This is a genomic window from Fundidesulfovibrio magnetotacticus, from assembly GCF_013019105.1.
GTDB classification, from domain to species: Bacteria; Desulfobacterota; Desulfovibrionia; order Desulfovibrionales; family Desulfovibrionaceae; genus Fundidesulfovibrio; species Fundidesulfovibrio magnetotacticus.
On record NZ_BLTE01000001.1, the window covers coordinates 16,223 to 33,700 of the forward strand.

Genomic DNA, 17,478 nt, shown 5'->3' on the forward strand with positions numbered 1-17,478 from the left:
GTCAGCTCCCCTGGTTGGAGGGCAGGCGCACGATAAAGCGCGACCCCCGGCCCGATTCGCTGTGCACGATGATCTCTCCGCAATGCTCGGACACGATGCCGTAGCAGGTGGACAGCCCGATGCCGATGCCCTTGCCCACGGGCTTGGTGGTGAAGAAGGGCTCGAAGAGCTTGTCCAGGTTTTCCTTGGGGATGCCGCAGCCAGTATCCGAGACCACCAGCCCCGCGCCCTCCTCGGCCTCGGGGTAGGTGCGGATGGTGATGACGCCCTGGCCCGCGCCGGTCTGGTCCACGGCGTCGATGGCGTTGATGAGCAGGTTCAGGAGCACCTGCTTGAGCTGGGGCTCGTCGCCGTAGATGAGCGGCAACTCGTCGGAGAGTTCCAGCACCATGTTCAGGCGCAGGTTCTTCTGCTTGATGTGGCTGCGCAGGAGCTTCAGGGTGTCTTCCACCACTGCGTTGAGGCTCACGGGCCTGAAGCCCGAGGACACGGGACGGCTGAAGGTGAGCAGCGTGTGCACGATGTCGCGGCAGCGGCTGCACTCCTTGAGGATGGTGTCCACGTAGTCGTGGATGTCGTCCAGGTCCGGCCCGGCCGTGGCCTCCAGCCTGCCCAGGCGGCGCTTGATGCCCTCCGCGAAGCCGGAGATGGAGGCCAGGGGGTTGTTCACCTCGTGGGCCACGCCAGCGGCCAGCATGCCCACGGTGGCCATCTTCTCGGCCTGGTAGAACTTGGCCTGATATTCCTTCTCCATGGTCACGTCGCGCTTGAAGATGAGGATGCGCCGCTCGTCCTTGCCCTGGTCGTTGATGGGCGAGGCCACCATCTCGAACTGGCGGTTGCGCCCGCCCACGCGGAAGATGGCCGTCTCGCGGCACACGTCGCCGGTGACGAAGGAGCGGTGCGCCGGGCATTCCGGGCAGGGGCGCTGCTCCTGGCGGAAGACTTCGTAGCAGTAGCGGCCCTGGGCGTCGTCGATGCCCATGACCTCCTCGAAGACGTGGTTCACGCTCATGATGCGCAGGTCTTCGGAGAGCACCATCATGATGTCGGTGATGCCGTCCAGGATGGCCGCGATCTCGCGGCGACGCTCCTCGGATTCCAGGTTGGCCACCTGGAGCTCCACGAGCTTCTGGCGCAGTTCCTGGTAGAATCCCAGCTTGCAGTGTTCGATGCCGATGAGGTCTTCGACCGAGGGGCGAACGCGGCTCACCAGGCCTCCTCGCAGATGCCGAGCAGGCTTTCCACGTCGGCCTGGCGGGGGTTGGTGAGGTTGCAGGCGTCGCCTGCGGAGGCCCCTGCCAGTTGGGCAAGGGGGGAGCGGTCGGGCAGGATGTCGCGCAGGCGCACGGGCACGCCCAGATCGGCGAAGTATTCGCGCAGCACCTCGATGCCCGCCTCGGCTGCCAGACGCGAGGGCATGTCCGCCCGGCCCACCACGAGCCGGCCGATGGCCCCCATCTTCTCCTGGCATGCCGGAGTGTTGAAGCGCATCACGGCGGGCAGGAGGATGGGGTGCACCAGGCCGTGGAGGATGTCGAACATGCCGCCCAGGGAATGCGCCAGGGCGTGCCCGGCCCCCAAGCCCGCGTTGCTGAAGGACATGCCCGCCGCCGTGCTGGCGATGGAGAGCTGCTCCAGGGCGTCCAGGTCGCGGTCTTCCACGGCGTGCCGGAGGTTGCGCATGATCAGCTCGATGGCGCGCAGGGCCTGGATTTCCGTGAAGGGAGAGGCGATGCGCGACACGTAGGATTCCACCGCGTGGGCCAGGGCGTCAATGGCCGAAGCGATGATCAGCTCCTGGCTTTTCGTGAGCAGGATGAGCGGATCGATGATGGAGATGTTGGGCACCAGCGACCGGCTGATGATGGACATCTTGAGCTGGCGCTCCACGTCGGTGATGATGCAGAACTGGGAGATGTCCGACCCGCTGCCCGCCGTGGTGGGCAGGAAGATGGTGGGCGGCAGAGGGCGTTCGATGCGGTTGGCCCCCTCGTAGTCTGCGATGGAGCCGCCGTTGCCCGCCAGGATGGCGATGCCTTTGGCCGCGTCGATGGGGCTGCCCCCGCCGATGGCCAGGATCACGTCCGCCCCGGTCTCCAGGTAGAGTTTTGCGCCGTGGCTGACCTGCCAGTCGCGCGGGTTGGAGTTCACGTCGCCGTAGTAGACCCACTCCAGGCTCTCGGCCTCGAGGATGGTCTGGACGCGCTCCACCCAGCCGGACTTTTCCAGCCCCTCGTCGCTGACGAGAAAGACCCGTCTTGCACCCAGCCTGCGCGCGCACTGCCCCACATGTACCATGGAGCCGCGTCCGAAGATGATTTCCGGAATGGCGAATTTCGTGACGTTCATGGGGCGCTTCACCATGCGGGACCGCGAGGGGAGGGGGCGGCGTCCCCGTTGCCCCGGCGGATCATGATGCGATCGTCATGGAAATGAATCATCATTTGGATATAGCCCATTTCCTCAAGGCTTCTCAAGGCCGCCGAGGCCCTGGCTGAAAATATCCTCAGGTCCGCCGTCTGCTGGCCGCACAGGGCGCGCACCTCGGCCGGGTCCAGCAGGAGTTGCCCCCCGCCGACGGCCTGGATATATCCCGCCAGCCACTTGGACAAGGGTCCCGGGACCATGCCGTAGCGCAGCCGGGCAAGCTGGCCCAGGCCCTCCACGTCGCGCAGGGCGTCCACGGCCTCCGGGGAGGCCTGGGCGCGGAAAACGCCCTGTTCCCGGTCCACCAGCACGGTCTCCAGAAGCTGCACGCAGCAATTGAAGCGCTGGTCGCGCAGCTCCACGCGCCCCGTGGCCAGCCGGAACAGGCTCGCCTCCAGGCGGGACAGGCACGCCCGCGTGGCCCGGCGGCCCAGCACCGCCAGAAAGCGGCGCATGGAGCCCCCGGCAGGCCCCTCCCCGCGCAAGGCGGCCAGGACGCAGGCCAGGAACACGTCCTGGTCGAACTGGTCCAGGCTCTCGCCGGTGTACCAGGCCGGAAGCCCCTCCCCGGCCATGGCCAAAGGCTCTCGCTCCAGACGACGCCTGCGCCGGAGCGACGCGGCCGGGAACAGGTCCGAGGCGAGGAACAGGGCCGCTCCCGGGAGCGCCTCCGCGCCTGGCAACGATCGGTGGACGGTGGGCGCCAGGCCGGGGTGGGGGAACACGCCGGCCGCGTCCAGGCTGAACTCCTCCAGAAACATGCGCCCTCCTCGGGGCGGCGCGGGCCCGCCCGGCTATTTTCTGATGAGCGCCGAGAGCTGGCGCAGGTGGCGGCGCTCCTCCTCGATGCATTCCAGGATGAAGGAATGTTCCGAACCGGCGATGAGATGGAGCATCTCCTGGAAAAAGATCATGGAATCCTTTTCCAACTGCATGGCCCCGCGTACCGCGCCTTCCAGCTCCCCGGAGCGGGCGGCCAGGGCGTCCGCGAAGCCGGGCGAGAAGAGAGCGTGGGAATCGAGCAGTGCGTCCAGATAGTCGCTGTACTCCTCCATGCTGCTCCAGGCGGGCAGTTCGGCCTTGCCCACGCGCCCGGCCATGGCCGTGAAGAGCTCCTCGTGGCGGCGCTCCTCGGCGGCCAGGCTCTCGAAGAAGCGCTTCACCGTGGGGTCCGAAGCCTCCGAAGCAAGACGGGCGTAGAGCGCCTGCCCCCTGCGTTCCATTTCGACGGCCGCGCCCACCACGTCCGCCGCGCTGAAAAACTCCGCCATAGAGCCTCCGCTGGATTTAGAGTTCGTTGGGCAGCTCCTTGAGCTGCTCGTAGGTGAAGACGGGTCCGTCCACGCAGACGTACTTCTCGCCGATGTTGCAGCGCCCGCACAACCCCACGCCGCACTTCATGCGCTTCTCCAGGGTGGTGACGATCTGGCCGTCGGCGAACCCCAGGTCCTTCAGGGCCTGGAGCGTGAACTTGATCATGATCGGCGGCCCGCAGGTGACGGCCACGGCGTTCCCGGCCGGGGGGGCCATCTCGCGCAGCACGTTGGGGATGAGCCCCACGCGGTGCTCCCAGCCCGGGGCCTCGCGGTCGATGGTCAGCACGGTTTCCAGATCGTCGCGGCCCAGCCACTCGGGCAGTTCGGCCTTGAAGGCCATGTCCTCGGGGCTGCGCGCGCCGTAGAGCAGGCGTATCCTGCCATAGTCCTTGCGGTTGTCCAGCATGAAGAGCAGCAGCGTGCGCAGCGGGGCCATGCCGATGCCGCCGCCGATGAACACGATGTCCTTGCCCTTCATGGACTCGTACGGGAACCAGTTGCCCAGGGGCGCGCGCACGCCGATGCGGTCGCCCGCGTTCAGGCGGTGGAGCGCGGCGGTCACCTCGCCCGCGCGCATGACGCTGAACTGCAGGTAGTCCATGCGCGTGGGCGGCGAGTTGATCACGAAGGTGGATTCCCCCGTGCCGAACACCGAGAGCTGGCCCACCTGGCCGGGCTGGAAGGTGAAGGCCTTGCGGCGCGCTTCGCTGTCCAGGCGCACGCGGAAGGTCTTGATGTTGGGTGTCTCCTGCACGGTCTCCACGATGGTGGCCATGTCGGGCAGGTAGGGATTGGGCAGGCTAGTCATGGCTCTTCTCCCGGGCGCGTTCCACGGCGGCCAGCACGAGTTGACGGATGTCCACCCCCACGGGGCAGCTTCTGATGCAGCGGCCGCACCCGCAGCAGGCGATGGCCCCGCCGTGCAGGCCCGGATAGTATGAGAACTTGTGCCCCACGCGGTTTTTGAGCCTGTGGGCCTTGGTGGGCCGGGGATTGTGGCCGCTGGCCTCCAGGGTGAACTGGAAGGACATGCAGTTGTCCCAGGTGCGCAGGCGCGCGCCCTCGTTGCCCTGGGCCTCGTCGGTGATGTTGAAGCAGTAGCAGGTGGGGCACAGGTAGGTGCAGGCCCCGCAGCTCAGACACTTGGCCGAGAGCTGGCTCCAGAACTCCATGTCGTCGAAGGCGTCCAGCAGGGCCTGGCGCGCCGGGGCCAGGTCGCGCGGGTCGTCCAGGGATTCGCGGGCCTTGGCGTGGGCCGCGGCCTCCTCGCCCTCGCGGCGGTCCGCCGGGGAGAACAGCCCGGAGCCCACAAGGGCCGCGCCCTTCTCAGTGACGGCCCGGACCACGTACCCGCCGGGAACCTGTGTGAGGAGCACGTCGGAGCCGTCGGGATCGGCGGGGCCGGAGCCCACCCAGTGGCAGAAGCAGGCCGAACCGGCCTCGCGGCAGGCCAGGGTGACGAAGGCCGTGGCCTTGCGCCTGGCCGCATAATAGGGATCGTTCAGGCCGCCGGCGTCGAAGACGCGGTCGTACACGGTGAAGCCGCGCGCCCCGCAGGGCCTGGACCCGAAGACCACCACGCCGCCCTCGGGCAGGGACTCCTCCACCTCCAGCAGCGGCTGGCCGGGCTTCTCGGGGTCCTTCACGCGGCGGTAGCGCATGAGCTCCTCGCAGGCGGGGAACACGGCCCCCTTGGGCGGGACCGTGGCGTCGCGGGTGAGCTCCAGGGGCACGGCCGGGTCGTAAGGCTTGAAGACCACCGCGCCGCCCTCGCGGCGCGGGGCCAGCACCAGGCGCGCGGCCGAGAGTTCGGCCAGCCACGCGGCCAGGGACGCATCAGGCAGGAACTTGGCCTGGTCCATCACCACCCCCGCTCGTTGATCTTGGCCTCTTCCACCTGGAAGGTGAATAGAGGAGGCACGGCCTGGGGATCGACCCCGGCCTGGTAGTCGAAGACGTCCTTGACCACGCGGTTGAGCTTGCGCCGCAGGGCCAGGATGGGAATGTCCACGGGGCAGGCGCGCTGGCACTCGCCGCACTCGGTGCAGCGCCCGGCCAGGTGCAGGGCGTGGATGGCCTGGAACATGAGCTTTTCGCGCACGCCGTCCTCCTGGGAGACCCAGTGGGGGTCGCGCGTCTGGGCGATGCAGTGGTCGCGGCAGACGCACATGGGGCAGGCGTTGCGGCAGGCGTAGCAGCGGATGCAGCGGTCCATGGCCTGGGCCCACCAGGCCATGCGCTCCGCCGGGGCCATGGCCTCGAAACGCCCCATCTCGTCGGCGGCGGCGTCGCGGCCCTGGGCCGGAGCCAGCGGATCGCCCAGGAAGTGGTCGCTCACCAGGGCGTTGGGGTACTGGCAGTTCAGGCATTTGTCCGCGCAGGCCTCGTCCCAGGGCATGGCGGCCATGCCTTCGGGGGTGGTCACCTGGAGGGTGGCTCCGTCGCGCGCGGCGGCGCTCACCTGGCCCAGGTCGCCCACGCGCCCGGCCACCTTGGAGGCGTCGGCCACGCCCCGGCAGGGCATGGCGAAGACCACCAGCTCCTCGCGGCGCACCAGCTTCTCCTGGATCAACTCCACCACGGAGCGGCTGTCGCAGCCCTTGACCACCACGCCCACCTTGCGGCCCTTGAAGGCAGGAAGGTAGACCGCCGTGTTGGGCGCGTTGAACGGCCCCCACACCAGGCGGTCCACGTCGGCGGGCGTGCGCATGAAGAGCGGCGCGGCGGTCAGTGGCGACGGCCCCGGCTCCCAGCCGATGACGCAATCGAGGCCGGGAAGCGCCTCGACGATTCGTTGTTTCAAGGCATCAAGCTCTTGCACTGTCGCCTCCCTTGCCGGACGCAAGGCCCCGGCGCGGCGCGAGGATGTCCCGGGCCGGGGAAGGCCCGAGGGCGTGGATCTGCTCGGTGAAGCGCGTCACCACCTGCTGCCAGCGCTGACCCTCCGAGGCCGAGACCCAGGTGTATTCGAAGCGCCCGGGCTCGAAGCCCAGCACCGGGAGCATGCCCTTGAGCACCTCCAGGCGGCGCCTGGCGTAGAAGTTGCCGCTGGCGTAGTGGCAGTCGCGCGGGTGGCAGCCCGAGACGAGCACGCCGTCGGCTCCGCCCAGGAGCGCCTTGACCACGAAGAGGGGGTCGATGCGCCCCGAGCAGGGCACGCGGATGATGCGCAGGTCCGTGGGCTGGGTGAAGCGCCCCACGCCCGCCGTGTCCGCGCCGCCGTAGGAGCACCAGTTGCAGAGAAAGCCGACGATGCGCAGCTCCCTGCCTGCTAGAACCGGCATAAGGCATCCACCTCCGCGAGGATCTGGTTGTCGGTGAAGTGTTCCAGCTGCACGGCCCCCTGCGGGCAGGTGACGGCGCAGATGCCGCAGCCCTGGCAGACCGTTTCGATCACCTCGGCCTTGGGCTGGCCCCGGAAATCGATCATGTGGATGGCCCCGAAGGGACAGGTGGACTCGCACTTGGCGCAGCCCACGCAGCGGGCCAGGTTCACCTGGGAGATCTGGGGGTCGCTCTCCAACTGGGCCTTGGAGAAGAGCCCCAGCACCTTGGAGGCCGCCGCGCTGCCCTGCCCCACCGAGGACGGGATGTCCTTGGGGCCCTGGGCGCAACCGGCCAGGTAGACGCCCGCCGTGTTGGTCTCCACGGGGCGCAGCTTGGGGTGGCTTTCCATGAAGAAGCCGTACTTGTCGTAGGAGATGCGCAGCTTCTCGGCCAGGTGCGGCGAGCCCTTGGCGGCCTCGGCCCCCACGGCCAGCACCACCAGGTCGGCCTCCACCTCCACCTGCGTGCCCAGCAGGGTGTCGGCCCCGCGCACCAGGAGCTTGCGGCCCTTGGGGGTGATCATGGCCACGCGGCCACGCACGTAGCGCGCCCCGTACTCCTCCATGGCCCGGCGGGTGAACTCGTCGTAGAGCTTCCCGGGCGAGCGGATGTCCATGTAGAACACCGTGGACTGGGAATCGGGGATGTGGTCCTTGGTGAGGATGGCCTGCTTGGCCGTGTACATGCAGCAGAAGCCCGAGCAGTACGGCCGGTCCACGGACTTGTCGCGCGAGCCCACGCACTGGATGAACACCACGCTCCTGGGCTCCCTGCCGTCCGAGGGGCGCTTCACGTGGCCGCCGGTGGGGCCGGAGGCCGAGAGCATGCGCTCGTACTGCAGGCTGGTGATCACGTCGGGGTAGCGGCCGCCGCCGTATTCGCCGTACTTGGAGTGGTCGAAGAGGTCGAAGCCCGTCGCGGCCACGATGGCCCCCACCTTCTCCTCCACCACCTCGTCCCGCATGGAGTAGTCGATGGCCTTGGTGGGGCAGATCTTGGCGCACACGCCGCACTTGCCCTTGACGAACTGGCGGCAGAAGGCGGGGTCGATCACGGCTTTTTTGGGAATGGCCTGGGGGAACGGGATGTTGATGGCCGGAGCGCCGCCCAGGCCTTCGTTGAAGGAGTCGTGGGACTTCTTGCTGGGGCACTTTTCCATGCACGCTCCGCAGCCTGTGCACTTCACCCAGTCCACGTAGGTGGCCTTGCGGCGCACCTTCACGGTGAAGTTGCCCACATAGCCCCCGATCTCCTCCACCTCGGCGCAGGCATAGAGGGTGATGTTGGGATGCTGGGCCACGTCCACCATCTTGGGGCCGAGGATGCAGCTGGAGCAGTCCACGGTGGGGAAGGTCTTGTCGAGCTTGGCCATCTTGCCGCCGATGGAGGAGGTTTTCTCCACCAGTACCACTTCCATGCCGCCGTCGGCGCAGTCCAGGGCGGCCTGGATGCCGGCCACGCCGCCGCCGATCACCAGCACGCGGCGGGTGATGTCGAAGCGCTTGGGGGTGAGGGGCCGGTTGCGCCGGAGCTTTTCCACGGCGATGCGCACGAGGTCCGCGCTCTTGTTGGTGTTGGCCTCGCGGTTCTTGCCGATCCAGGAGACGTGCTCGCGGATGTTGGCCATTTCCAGCATGTAGCGGTTGAGCCCGGCGCGCTCCACTGCGCGGCGGAAGGTGGGCTCGTGCATGCGCGGGGTGCAGGAGGCCACCACCACGCCATCCAGGCCCTTGGAGCGCACGGCCTCGATGATGGCTTCCTGCCCGGGCTCCGAGCAGGAGTACATCACGTCCTCGGCGTGGGCCACCTCGGGGAACTCCAGGGACGCGCGGGCCACGGCGGCCGTGTCCACCGTGCCCTCGATGTTGCTGCCGCAGTGGCAGACGAAGACGCCGATCTTCATGACCTGCTCCCTTGCGTAAGATTCGTCTCCCCGGCCGCCGGGGCCTCCAGGACGCGGGCCGGACTCACGCAGAGCTTGTCCAGGCCGAGGCTGCCCTCGGGCGCGCCCAGGGCAAGGCCGAGAAGCTGCGTGAAGTAGAACACCGGAATCTCGAAGGCCGTCCCGGCGAAGCGGGCGGCCTGGTTCTGGCGCAGGTCCAGGTTCATCTGGCACAGGGGGCAGGCCGTGACGATGGCCTCGGCCCCGATCTCCCGGGCCGTGAGCAGGAGCCTGGCCGAAAGCCTGGCGGTCACGTCCGGGCGCGGCACGCCGAAGGAGGCTCCGCAGCACTCCACCTTGAGAGGGAAGGGCAGCACCGTGGCCCCGGCGGCCTCCATGAGGAGGTCCATGGCCATGGGGTGCTCGGGATCGTCGAAAGCCATGAGCTCGGGAGGCCGGTTCATGATGCAGCCGTAGTAGGCCGCGACCTTCATCCCCTTGAGGGGGCGCACCACCGAGGCCCGCACCATCTCCATCCCCACGTCCTCCACGATGGCCTGGAGCACGGACCGGGCGCGCACGCCGCCCTTGTAGGGGGCGTCCAGCAGGGAGTTGGCCCGCGCGGCGAAGGCCTCATCCCGCATGCGATGGTCGGCGGTGCGCAGGTTGGTGAGGCAGCTGGGGCATGGGGTGAGCACGTCGTCCCGGTCCATGGCGCGCACGCGGGCCAGGTTGCGGGCCGAGAGGGCCGCCGAGAGGGCGTGGTCCACGGCGTGGGCCGGGCTCGATCCACAACAGCTCCAGTCGGGCACGTCGGAGAGTTCCATGAAGAGGGCCTTGCACACGGCCCGTGTGGAGCTGTCGTACTCGGACGAGGTGCCCAGGCCCGAACACCCGGGGTAGTAGGCGTAGGAGAGCCCGCTCATGAACGCCCCTCCTGTTCCGCGAAGCGTTGGAAGATTTTGGCCATTTCGGCCTGTCCCTTGATGGCGTGGGGTTTGAGCCCCAGCTTGTTCTTGGGCAGGATGCGCGGGGCCAGGTCCGCGTCGGTCCAGAAGCGGCCGGTGAGGAAAACGTAACGCGCCAGCAGGCCCGCCTCGAAGACCCTGCCGTGCCTGCGCACCGAATCCAGGAAGCTGTCCCAGAAGACCTTCACGTTGCGCTCGGTGGCAAAGCCTTCGCGCCGGGCCATGTGGCGCAGCACGTCCATGATCCGGGCCACGTCGATGTCGTTGGGGCAGCGCGTGGTGCACGATTCGCACGTTGCGCAAAGCCAGATGGAGCGGCACGAGAGTACCGCGCGACGCTGCCCCGCCTGCACGAGCCGCATGATACGGCTCACGGGGATGTCGTAGGCGAAAGTGTAGGGACAGCCGGCCGTGCAGTTGCCGCACTGGTAGCACAAGGCCGTGTTCTGCCCGCTCTCGGCCTGGACCCGGGCCACGAAATCCGCGTCGTACGACGCGCTCAAGTCGAGGACGTCCATGGAATGCCGCCGTGTCTTGGGGGTTTTCCGGACGCGCCCGGAGAGGCCTGTGGGCCTCTCCGGGCAGTCCGGGATGGGATGCGTAAGGCTACAGGGCCGCGGTGTAGATGGCTTCCACGTCCTTGTCGGTGGGGCAGCGGGGGTTGGTGAAGCCGCAGGCGTCCTTCTGGGCGTTCTTGGTCATGGTGGTGATGTCCTTGGCCTGCACGTCCTTGCCGTAGCGCTTGCCCAGCTCCACCAGGCCGGCGGGGATGCCCACGTCGGTGGAGAGCTTGCGGATGGCGCTGAGGGCCAGCTCGGCGGCGGCGCGGGGGGAGAGCCCGGCGATGTTTTCGCCCATGAGCTCGGCCATCTTCACGAAGCGCTCCACCTTGGCGATCAGGTTGAACTGCTCCACGTGGGGCAGCAGGATGGCGTTGCACTCGCCGTGGGGCAGGTCGTAGAAGCCGCCCAGCTGGTGGGCCATGGCGTGCACGTGGCCGAGGCTGGCGTTGTTGAAGGCCATGCCGGCCAGGTACTGGGCGAAGCACATGCCTTCACGGGCTTCCACGTCACGGCCGTTGGCCACGGCCTTGCGCAGGTACTTGAAGACCAGCTCGATGGCCTTTTCGGCGCAGGCGTCGGTCATGGGGGTGGCGATGGTGGAGACGTAGGCTTCCACGGCGTGGGTCAGGGCGTCCATGCCGGTGGCGGCGGTGAGGGCCGGGGGCATGCCCACCATGAGCATGGGGTCGTCGATGGCGATGTTGGGGGTGACGCGCCAGTCCACGATGGCCATCTTCACGTGGCGGGAGAGGTCGGTGATGATGCAGAAGCGGGTCATTTCCGAGGCGGTGCCCGCGGTGGTGTTCACGGCCAGGTAGGGAGGCATGGGCTTGGTGGACTTGTCCACGCCTTCGAAGTCGTGGATCTTGCCGCCGTTGGCCACCACGAGGCCCACGCCCTTGCCGCAGTCGTGGGAGGAGCCGCCGCCCAGGGTGATCAGGGAGTCGCACTTGTTCTTCTTGTACACCTCGACGCCCGCGTGGACGTTTTCGTCCGTGGGGTTGGGGATGGTGTCGGAGTAGACCACGTACTCCATCTTGGCCGCGTCGAGCAGGTCGGTGATCTGCTTGCAGATGCCGGCCTTCACGATGCCCATGTCGGTCACGATGAGGGGCTTGGAGCCGCCGAGAGCCTTGATCTTCTCGGGGATCTGCTTGGAAGCGCCAATGCCGATCAGGGTAACGCTGGGGATGAAGAAACCGTAGACTTGTTCGATGACGGCCATGACTTGCTTCTCCTTGGGTTGGGGTTGCGGTCCTGGGCCTGTGCCCGTGTCGAACCCCAAGAGGCAAGTTTCAGGCCAACTTGAAAAACACATGATTTCAGCATGTTGACAGATGGACGTCCATGCGGGGCTCTCCCGGCGCATCCCAACGTCCAGGCGGCATGCCCAAAGGGGACACCGGAATGCTCCCAGCGCAGCCTATGCGGACAAATTAATACGTCGATACGAGCAGTTGGGATATTGGTGGCAAAATGACCGCGAAATCGTCACGGCCTGTGGCAAAATGACCCCTGTAGCGAACAGCTCGCAACGGACGCGCGGAAAAGGTCGAAGTCTTTCGTGCAGGAGGGAAGAGACAGGCACTGCGGGGGACGGTGAAAGGACGGTCGCGACCGTGCACGGACTGGGTTGGCGCGGGGGGGGACGCCCGGGAGGCCCCACCCGGCGGCTCTGCGCGCCCCGCTCAGGCAGGGACGCAGGGGAGGCGCACGATGAAGCGGGCGCCGCGCCCCGGGGAGGATTCCACCTCGATCGCCCCCTTGTGGGCCTCCGTGATGATGAAAAAGGACACCGAAAGCCCGAGTCCCGTGCCCTCGCCCGGTGCCTTGGTGGTGTAGAAGGGCTCGAAGACGCGCCCGCGCACTTCTTCGCTCATGCCCGGGCCGTTGTCCGCCACTTCCACGGCCACGAATTCCCCCTCGCCCCGGGCACGCAGCGTGATGCGCGGGGGCCTGCCGTCGCGGGGGCTCCGGCTCATCGCCTGGGCCGCGTTCTTGAGCAGGTTGATGAACACCTGCTCCAACTGTGTGGCGGTACAGGGCACGAGCGGCAGATCCTGGGCGTATTCGCGCTCGATGAGGATGTTGCGGAAGTCGAATTTCTTCGTGAGGTCGTAGTCGCTGGCGCAAAGTTCGACAGCCTTGTCCAGGAGCACGCGCACGTCGCAGGGGGCGAGGTGGGATTCGCTGCGCCGGCAGAACTCCAGCATGTTGGCCACCACGCGCGCCGCCCTGGCCGCGGCATCGCGGATTCCGGTGATGATGGCGTCGAGTTCACGGCGGCCCAGGTAGGCGCGCAGGGTCTCCAGGGAGCAGCCGCAGTGGGAGGCGGCCTCCCTGTTGCGGGCCGAATCCCCGAAAAGCCGGGATTGGAGCACCTGCAGCCCCTGAAGAATGCCGCTCAGAGGGTTGTTGATCTCATGGGCCATTCCGGCGGTGAGCCCGGCGATGCACATCATCTTTTCGGTCTGGACCATGAACTCCTGCAAACGCTTGCGCTCCGCGATGTCGATGCCGATGCCCGCGAAATAGCTCCTGCCCTCCAGCGTCAGGGGGACGGCAGTGAAGTAGTAGAGCCGATGGCTGCCGTCCTTGTTGCGCAGGTTGCCCTCGGTCGCGGAGAAGCCCTCGACGCCGATGCGCTCCACGGCCTTGAGGATCTTCTCCATCTCGACAGGATCGTCCTTGTACCAGTCCATCAGGGTCATGCGGGAGAGTTCCTCGGAGGAATAGCCCGTGAGCTCTTCGTGCTTCTTGTTCCAGCGCACGAGGCGACCTTCGGCGTCGTAGAGGTAGAGAAGCCCCGGAACGCTGTCCATGATGGCGTCGGTGAAGGCCTTCTCGCGCTGGGCGTCTTCCTGGGCCTGTTTGTTGGCGGTGATATCGCGGGCCGAGACAAGCAGGCGGTCCGCGCCGCCGATGCGCGCCCTGCGGATGCTCACCTCCTGCCAGAACAGGCTGCCGTCGCGGCTTCTGGCCCTCCACTCGAAGCGCTGCCGCTCTCCCCGCGCGGCGCGCTCCATAAACCGGCGCGCGTGCTCCTGATCGTACGGGGGCACGCCGGAACTCAGCATCGAAACGTCCAGCCGGAGCATTTCCTCCTTGGCGTAGCCGTATTCCTCGCAGGCGCGGCGGTTCACGTCCAGGATGGCCCCTGTTTCGGGATCGTGGACGAAAAGGCATTCGGTGACGGAATCGAAGATGGTGCGGAACTTCCTCTCGCTTTCCAGATGGCGCAGGGCCACGGCACGGCTGGAGCGCAGCAGGTCCTCCTGGCGACGGATCAGGTAGGCCTGGCGCGAAAACAGGTTGGCCATCAGATACAGGGCCTCCGCGACCTTGCGGAACTGCCCCTCGGACATCACGGTCACCTCGGCCAATGCCTCGCGGAACTGTTCCCGATCCGCACCGATGACGTCGGCGTAGGCCAGCAGCCCCTCCAGCGCCTGGGACTCGTCGCGCACCTGCCCGATGAGCCAGTTGGCCACGTGGCGGCCTTCCAAATGGATGCTGGCCCCCGCGTCCCAGAGGCCGCCGCTCAGGCAGGGCTGCACCACCGGCCCGGCGGGGTCGTGGCGGCCCAGGCAGGCGTCGGAGCGGCGGCAGTTCTCCCGGCCCTTTTCGGTCCGGCGGATGATGTCATTGCAGAGACGGCAGAAGTTGCTGGGCCGGGTGACCGGCGTGCCGTCGGGAAGCGTGATGAGAGAGGCCACGCCCGTGGCCTGAGCGAAGGCGTCCTGGATGCGCTGGAGTTCGTCCAGGTCGAAAAGGGAAGCGAAATCCGGCTCGCGGGAGCCTTTGCCGTCCGACGCCATGCTGGCCTCCCGGAAACTGGCGCGCCCGAGGCGCGACCGACGCAGAGACAGCGCCCAGGCAGGACGCGCGACCGCACGGACGCCGAGCGTAGGACATCACTATCTTCAAACGGATGCTTCGGGCAATAGAAGATTGCCCCAAGGGCGCGCACGCCCGGCGGATCGCCGGATGTCGGGGGCCGTCACTTGTCCAGGCGGTTCTGGATGAAGGCCAGGGTCTTCTCGGGCAGGGCCTTGGGGGACGCCTCACCGCCCAGTTCCGAGAGGTCCTGGGTGATGGTGAGCATCAGGTCGGTGAAGCGCGACTGGTTGCGCAGGCGCTCCCGGGCGTCCTCGCTGAACCAGGCCTCCTTGAGCAGTTCCGAGGCGTGGTGGTGGATCATCAAGGCGATGGGCTTGGGCATGGAGGCGTAGGTATCGAGCATGCCGACCTTCATTTCGTCGATGCTGTCGAGAAATTCGGCGAACTGGGTGGTCTGGCGTTCTTCTTCCAGGCGGATGCGGTTGCGCTCCTCCCGGAAGCGGATGTCCATGGATTCCAGGTTGTGCTTAAGCTCCAGGCGGGCCACCTCCCTGTCGTGCTGGAGCTTGTCCAGCTCGGGCAGGTTGGCTTTCTGCCACTCGGCGGATTCGCTCTTCAGGGTGCTCATGAGCCTGCCGATGAAGCGGCCCACGCGTTCGGAAAAGGCCATGGTCACGTCTCCTGCCGGAGGAAGCGCTCCAGCTCGCGGGAAAGCCCGTCCTGCGCGCTGCCCTCGATCAGGGAGTGCAGGGCGTGGAGTCTCTCGAAGTCGAGCCCGTCCACGGCCTCGCGCGCCAGAGACTCGGCCTCGTGGCGCGCCCAGGGGGACAGCTCGCGGCGGCGGCTCTTCAGACCGGCGCGAACCAGGGACGCCAACTCTTTGATGTTGCGCCGTTGCGCCTTGTGCACCAAGAGCTTGCGGCGCTCCAGGGACTTCTCGCGCAGCCTGCGGCAGAGGCGTTCGTGCCGGGTCGCGGCCCCGCGCAGCAGGGTCTCCCGCTTGTGGACGAGCACCACAACCCCCACGCCCACGGCCAGCAGCAGGGCATAGCCCAGCACGGCCGAAGAGGCCAGGGAGACGAGCAGGAGTTCCCGGAAGTCCATGGCCCGCCCCGGCGCTGGTGGACCGCCCTCCCCTAGCGCTTCTTGGCGGCGCGCCTGGCGCGCAGCCAGTCGTACCAGGGATCGAGGCCCTCGCCGGTGCGGCAGGACACGCCGAAAACGGTGATGTCCTTGTTGAGGGCGCGCATGAAGCCCTCGGCGCGCTCCATGTCGAAGTCCACGTAGGGCAAAAGGTCCACCTTGTTGAGCAACGACACGGAGCTGAGGTTGAACATCAGCGGATACTTCTCGGGCTTGTCGTCGCCCTCGGTGACGGAGAGCAGCGTGACCTTGGCGTCCTCGCCCAGGTCGAACTCGGCCGGGCAGACCAGGTTGCCCACGTTCTCGATGAAGAGGATGTCCAGCCCCTCGATGTCCAGCTGTTTGAGGGCCTCCAGGATCATGGAGCCGTTGAGGTGGCAGCCGCCCTCGGTGTTGATCTGCACGGCCTGCGCGCCGGTGGCGGCCACGCGGCGGGCGTCGTTGTCGGTCTGGAGGTCGCCCTCGATGACGGCCATCTTGAACTCGGGGGCCAGGTCGCGCAGAGTGCGCTCCAGGAGGCTGGTCTTGCCCGCGCCGGGGGAGCTCATGAGGTTGAGCGAGAGGATGCCGCGCGCGGCCATCATCTCGCGCAGTTCGCCGGCGAGGCGGTCGTTGGCTTCCAGGACGTTGCGGATCACGGATACTTTCATGCTCACTCCGCTTCGATGAAGTCGATGTAGAGTTCCTTGCCCGAGAGCACGGCGTGGCCGAATTCCTCGCCGCAGGCCGTGCAGGGGACGAGCAGCCGGTTCGTGCCCTCGGGCGTGAACTCGGCGGCGCACTTGAAGCAGCGGTACCGGGCGGGGATTTCTTCCAGCTCGAACACGGCCGATTCCAGGGGCGTCTGGGCCGTGAGGGCCATGAAACCCGTGTCCAGGGCCTCGGGCACGGTGTTGGTGAGGCGGCCGAACTTGACCTTGACCCGGATGAGCCGGGTCAGGCCGTTCTTCTCCATTTCCTGCTGGACGATGTCCAGGATGGACTGGGCGATGGACATTTCGTGCATGGCGGCCCCGGTTGTGGCTCAAATGGGTGTGAAACACAAGGCCGCGGCCCAGGCCAGGGCGGGCAGGAGGTTGCCCACCTTGATGCGGGCCAGCCCCAGGAGGTTCACGCCGATGGAGAGTATGAGGAAGCCCCCCACGCTGGAGAGCTGGGCCAGCAGCTGGGGCGTGGCGAACTCGCGCACGCTGCCCGCCGCCAGGGTGATGGCCCCCTGGTAGAGCAGGATGGGGACGGCCGAAAACATCACGCCCACGCCGTAGGTGGAGGCCAGGGGGATGGATGCGAAGCCGTCCAGGGTGGCCTTGGTGAAGAGGATGGTGGGGTCCTGGCGCAGGCCGTCGTCGATAGAGCCCAGGATGGCCATGGAGCCCACGCAGTAGATGAGCGAGGCGGCCACGAAGCCCTCGGTGAAGAGGGCGTTGCGGGAACGGGCCAGGGCCTTGAGGCGTTCGCCCATGGACTCCAGGCGGTCCTCGATGCGCAAAAGCTCGCCGCAGATGCCCCCCAGCACCAGGCTGAAGACCATCAGGAGCGGACGGTCGAAGGCCAAGGCCATCTGGAGCCCGATGACCAGGACGGCCAGCCCCAGCCCCTGGAAGACGATCTTCTTGACGTTCTCCGGGAAACGGCCGTGCATGAGCAGCCCCACGAGGCTCCCGGCCACGATGGCGCCTGCGTTGGCGAGGGTTCCGACTGGCATGTCCATGGGGCATCCGGGCTACCAGCAACCGGGCGCAAGCTCAAGCGATTCTTGACAGAGGCTCGAGCTTGACCTAGGTAAACAGACCCGTGCCGGGATGGCGGAATTGGTAGACGCAGCGGACTCAAAATCCGCCGGTCGCAAGGCCTTGGGGGTTCGAGTCCCCCTCCCGGTACCACAAGAAAAACAGGGGCTTACGGCGCGAACCGTAGGCCCCATTTTCTTTGGAATTGTCCCCGCTCCGGCAGCTGTCCCCACCCTGTCCCCACTTTCGGAGTGGGCACGCCAGGGATGAAAAAGGCAA

18 protein-coding genes and 1 tRNA gene are annotated in these 17,478 nt (G+C 67.4%); 1 reads left to right on the top strand and 18 read right to left on the bottom strand.

Annotation, left to right across the window (positions count from 1 at the left end; genetic code table 11):
- Position 1 precedes the first annotated feature (1 nt).
- The 18 genes from NNJEOMEG_RS00065 to NNJEOMEG_RS00145 all read right to left on the bottom strand — a co-directional run bounded on the left by NNJEOMEG_RS00065 (position 2) and on the right by NNJEOMEG_RS00145 (position 17,180).
- Positions 2-1,216, bottom strand: a complete 1,215-nt coding sequence (locus NNJEOMEG_RS00065) for a two-component system sensor histidine kinase NtrB (protein WP_371865445.1) — start codon at positions 1,214-1,216, stop codon at positions 2-4.
- Positions 1,210-2,352, bottom strand: coding sequence for an iron-containing alcohol dehydrogenase (locus NNJEOMEG_RS20375; protein WP_235956776.1), 1,143 nt, complete (start codon positions 2,350-2,352; stop codon positions 1,210-1,212). Before NNJEOMEG_RS20375 ends, NNJEOMEG_RS00065 begins: the two co-directional genes overlap by 7 nt.
- Positions 2,353-2,360: 8 nt before the next feature.
- On the bottom strand, positions 2,361-3,191 hold the full coding sequence (locus tag NNJEOMEG_RS00070) for a hypothetical protein (RefSeq protein ID WP_173080106.1): 831 nt from the start codon (positions 3,189-3,191) through the stop codon (positions 2,361-2,363).
- A 33-nt stretch (positions 3,192-3,224) separates the two neighbouring features.
- Entirely contained in the window at positions 3,225-3,701 is a 477-nt protein-coding gene (locus tag NNJEOMEG_RS00075; RefSeq protein WP_173080108.1) for a ferritin-like domain-containing protein, read from the bottom strand.
- A gap of 16 nt (positions 3,702-3,717) precedes the next feature.
- Complete coding sequence (locus tag NNJEOMEG_RS00080; RefSeq protein WP_173080110.1) at positions 3,718-4,554, bottom strand: FAD/NAD(P)-binding protein; 837 nt, start codon at positions 4,552-4,554, stop codon at positions 3,718-3,720.
- Complete coding sequence (locus NNJEOMEG_RS00085; protein ID WP_173080112.1) at positions 4,547-5,608, bottom strand: 4Fe-4S dicluster domain-containing protein; 1,062 nt, start codon at positions 5,606-5,608, stop codon at positions 4,547-4,549. The genes NNJEOMEG_RS00080 and NNJEOMEG_RS00085 overlap by 8 nt, the downstream gene beginning before the upstream one ends.
- A complete protein-coding gene (locus tag NNJEOMEG_RS00090; protein WP_173080114.1) occupies positions 5,608-6,567 on the bottom strand; it encodes a 4Fe-4S dicluster domain-containing protein in 960 nt (319 codons plus the stop codon). Before NNJEOMEG_RS00090 ends, NNJEOMEG_RS00085 begins: the two co-directional genes overlap by 1 nt.
- A complete protein-coding gene (locus NNJEOMEG_RS00095; protein ID WP_173080116.1) occupies positions 6,554-7,030 on the bottom strand; it encodes a hydrogenase iron-sulfur subunit in 477 nt (158 codons plus the stop codon). The genes NNJEOMEG_RS00090 and NNJEOMEG_RS00095 overlap by 14 nt, the downstream gene beginning before the upstream one ends.
- The gene (locus tag NNJEOMEG_RS00100) at positions 7,018-8,976 is read right to left on the bottom strand and encodes a CoB--CoM heterodisulfide reductase iron-sulfur subunit A family protein (protein WP_173080118.1); all 1,959 of its coding nucleotides are present in this window, start codon (positions 8,974-8,976) and stop codon (positions 7,018-7,020) included. The genes NNJEOMEG_RS00095 and NNJEOMEG_RS00100 overlap by 13 nt, the downstream gene beginning before the upstream one ends.
- Positions 8,973-9,881, bottom strand: coding sequence for a CoB--CoM heterodisulfide reductase iron-sulfur subunit B family protein (locus NNJEOMEG_RS00105; protein WP_173080120.1), 909 nt, complete (start codon positions 9,879-9,881; stop codon positions 8,973-8,975). The genes NNJEOMEG_RS00100 and NNJEOMEG_RS00105 overlap by 4 nt, the downstream gene beginning before the upstream one ends.
- Entirely contained in the window at positions 9,878-10,441 is a 564-nt protein-coding gene (locus NNJEOMEG_RS00110) for a 4Fe-4S dicluster domain-containing protein (RefSeq protein ID WP_173080122.1), read from the bottom strand. Before NNJEOMEG_RS00110 ends, NNJEOMEG_RS00105 begins: the two co-directional genes overlap by 4 nt.
- 88 nt (positions 10,442-10,529) lie before the next feature.
- Entirely contained in the window at positions 10,530-11,711 is a 1,182-nt protein-coding gene (locus tag NNJEOMEG_RS00115; protein ID WP_173080124.1) for an iron-containing alcohol dehydrogenase, read from the bottom strand.
- Between the two features lie 463 nt (positions 11,712-12,174).
- A complete protein-coding gene (locus NNJEOMEG_RS00120; protein ID WP_173080126.1) occupies positions 12,175-14,304 on the bottom strand; it encodes a PocR ligand-binding domain-containing protein in 2,130 nt (709 codons plus the stop codon).
- Between the two features lie 182 nt (positions 14,305-14,486).
- The gene (locus tag NNJEOMEG_RS00125; protein WP_173080128.1) at positions 14,487-14,996 is read right to left on the bottom strand and encodes a hypothetical protein; all 510 of its coding nucleotides are present in this window, start codon (positions 14,994-14,996) and stop codon (positions 14,487-14,489) included.
- A 2-nt stretch (positions 14,997-14,998) separates the two neighbouring features.
- Positions 14,999-15,430: a hypothetical protein gene (locus tag NNJEOMEG_RS00130; protein ID WP_173080130.1), complete on the bottom strand. Its 432-nt coding sequence runs from the start codon at positions 15,428-15,430 to the stop codon at positions 14,999-15,001.
- A gap of 32 nt (positions 15,431-15,462) precedes the next feature.
- A complete protein-coding gene (gene hypB / locus NNJEOMEG_RS00135; protein WP_173080132.1) occupies positions 15,463-16,119 on the bottom strand; it encodes a hydrogenase nickel incorporation protein HypB in 657 nt (218 codons plus the stop codon).
- A gap of 2 nt (positions 16,120-16,121) precedes the next feature.
- Complete coding sequence (locus NNJEOMEG_RS00140; protein WP_173080134.1) at positions 16,122-16,475, bottom strand: hydrogenase maturation nickel metallochaperone HypA/HybF; 354 nt, start codon at positions 16,473-16,475, stop codon at positions 16,122-16,124.
- An 18-nt stretch (positions 16,476-16,493) separates the two neighbouring features.
- Entirely contained in the window at positions 16,494-17,180 is a 687-nt protein-coding gene (locus NNJEOMEG_RS00145; RefSeq protein ID WP_173080136.1) for a DUF554 domain-containing protein, read from the bottom strand.
- 85 nt (positions 17,181-17,265) lie between these two features.
- Here NNJEOMEG_RS00145 and NNJEOMEG_RS00150 point away from each other — a divergent pair.
- Positions 17,266-17,352, top strand: a tRNA-Leu gene (locus NNJEOMEG_RS00150).
- The last annotated feature ends 126 nt before the right edge of the window (positions 17,353-17,478 follow it).

Bases quoted from the DNA above. Each gene is read 5' to 3' on its own strand.
- NNJEOMEG_RS20375 (WP_235956776.1), bottom strand. From the start codon at position 2,352: ATGAACGTCACGAAATTCGCCATTCCGGAAATCATCTTCGGACGCGGC.
- NNJEOMEG_RS00070 (WP_173080106.1), bottom strand. From the start codon at position 3,191: ATGTTTCTGGAGGAGTTCAGCCTGGACGCGGCCGGCGTGTTCCCCCAC.
- NNJEOMEG_RS00075 (WP_173080108.1), bottom strand. From the start codon at position 3,701: ATGGCGGAGTTTTTCAGCGCGGCGGACGTGGTGGGCGCGGCCGTCGAA.
- NNJEOMEG_RS00080 (WP_173080110.1), bottom strand. From the start codon at position 4,554: ATGACTAGCCTGCCCAATCCCTACCTGCCCGACATGGCCACCATCGTG.
- NNJEOMEG_RS00085 (WP_173080112.1), bottom strand. From the start codon at position 5,608: ATGGACCAGGCCAAGTTCCTGCCTGATGCGTCCCTGGCCGCGTGGCTG.
- NNJEOMEG_RS00095 (WP_173080116.1), bottom strand. From the start codon at position 7,030: ATGCCGGTTCTAGCAGGCAGGGAGCTGCGCATCGTCGGCTTTCTCTGC.
- NNJEOMEG_RS00100 (WP_173080118.1), bottom strand. From the start codon at position 8,976: ATGAAGATCGGCGTCTTCGTCTGCCACTGCGGCAGCAACATCGAGGGC.
- NNJEOMEG_RS00105 (WP_173080120.1), bottom strand. From the start codon at position 9,881: ATGAGCGGGCTCTCCTACGCCTACTACCCCGGGTGTTCGGGCCTGGGC.
- NNJEOMEG_RS00110 (WP_173080122.1), bottom strand. From the start codon at position 10,441: ATGGACGTCCTCGACTTGAGCGCGTCGTACGACGCGGATTTCGTGGCC.
- NNJEOMEG_RS00115 (WP_173080124.1), bottom strand. From the start codon at position 11,711: ATGGCCGTCATCGAACAAGTCTACGGTTTCTTCATCCCCAGCGTTACC.
- NNJEOMEG_RS00120 (WP_173080126.1), bottom strand. From the start codon at position 14,304: ATGGCGTCGGACGGCAAAGGCTCCCGCGAGCCGGATTTCGCTTCCCTT.
- NNJEOMEG_RS00125 (WP_173080128.1), bottom strand. From the start codon at position 14,996: ATGGCCTTTTCCGAACGCGTGGGCCGCTTCATCGGCAGGCTCATGAGC.
- NNJEOMEG_RS00130 (WP_173080130.1), bottom strand. From the start codon at position 15,430: ATGGACTTCCGGGAACTCCTGCTCGTCTCCCTGGCCTCTTCGGCCGTG.
- hypB (WP_173080132.1), bottom strand. From the start codon at position 16,119: ATGAAAGTATCCGTGATCCGCAACGTCCTGGAAGCCAACGACCGCCTC.
- NNJEOMEG_RS00140 (WP_173080134.1), bottom strand. From the start codon at position 16,475: ATGCACGAAATGTCCATCGCCCAGTCCATCCTGGACATCGTCCAGCAG.
- NNJEOMEG_RS00145 (WP_173080136.1), bottom strand. From the start codon at position 17,180: ATGGACATGCCAGTCGGAACCCTCGCCAACGCAGGCGCCATCGTGGCC.